The following is a 1081-nucleotide window of genomic DNA, read 5'->3' as shown; positions in this document are numbered from 1 at the left end:
CTACACCGATTCTTTCTGAGATCAATTGTGACACATGGGAATAGGTGTTTGGCTTGTAACCCAATCGCTTGACCATCACTGAAGCTGGTGAATAGTGCGGTCTTGGGAAATAGCTGAATTCATGCCGTTCTCTGCTCACCGTTAATGGTGCCAAAATATCAAATTCACCTTTCATAAACTGGTGATACATCGACTCCCAACTTTCGTTAGGCTCACTGATGATCACACAGTTTAAATCCAGAATTTCACAGCTTTGTAGAACGATATCGGCTGTCATCCCTTGTACGGTGCCATCAGGGTTGTACACCACATAAGGAAAGATGGATTCCATTTTGATTCGAATTGGCTCTTTTAAATCGACAGGCAGTAACTTGATCGCATCTCGCAGGGCTGAACGTCTCAACTCAAATTGATACAACGCGATTTGCTCACGAAGTTGCTTTTGTACCGCTTCACCATGAATAAACGAGGCAAAGGTATCCAACTCTTCTAAGTGGTGACCTTTTTTACTAATGATAGAAACAGGTTTGATGGAGATCTGATCGTTGAGCATTTTGGCATCAAACCCTTCCAACAACATTGGTTTAAGTTGGTTAATCGCATCAACCACGCCATCCACTAAACCAGTTTGTAGCAAACGTACGGCTTCATTATGGCCTTTATAGGGAACTTGTTTTAACTCTGGATGATACTGTTTGATCAGTTCTGAGTAGATGGTGTTTTGAGGCACACCAACACGCGAAATATCATCTAATGTCGAGTCGCTCAGCCCATATAGGTATGTGTATTCAATGTTTGTTGGTCGGGAATAGCTGAAACGCTCGGCGCGAGTATCGGTATAGGTAATGTTTGCAGCAAAGTCTGCGTCTTCATTCGCGACTGCATCTAAAATGGCATCAAAACTCGCGTAGTTGATGTACTCAACACTCACACCAAATTCAGTGGATACCGCATCAAATAAAACGCGAGTGACAACATCATCCGCTTCCGTCGCGATTTTATAGTGAGGCTGTAATGAAGGTTCGGCCTTTACATGAAGGCTTGGCAACAGACAAGCGAAAAGCAGCAGCGTTCGAGCAAG

The 1081-nt window shown here is 43.6% G+C and carries 1 protein-coding gene; it reads right to left on the bottom strand.

Annotated elements, in window-relative coordinates; genetic code table 11:
* The coding region (locus R7R24_RS24820) for a transporter substrate-binding domain-containing protein (RefSeq protein WP_411978828.1) at positions 1 to 1069 on the bottom strand (1069 nt) is incomplete at its 3' end.
* Positions 1070 to 1081: the final 12 nt, after the last annotated feature.

The sequence above is a fragment of the Vibrio sp. 704 genome, assembly GCF_033339295.1.
The sequence above is the reverse complement of the archived record's forward strand: the minus strand, read 5'-3'. Positions and strand labels throughout refer to the sequence as shown.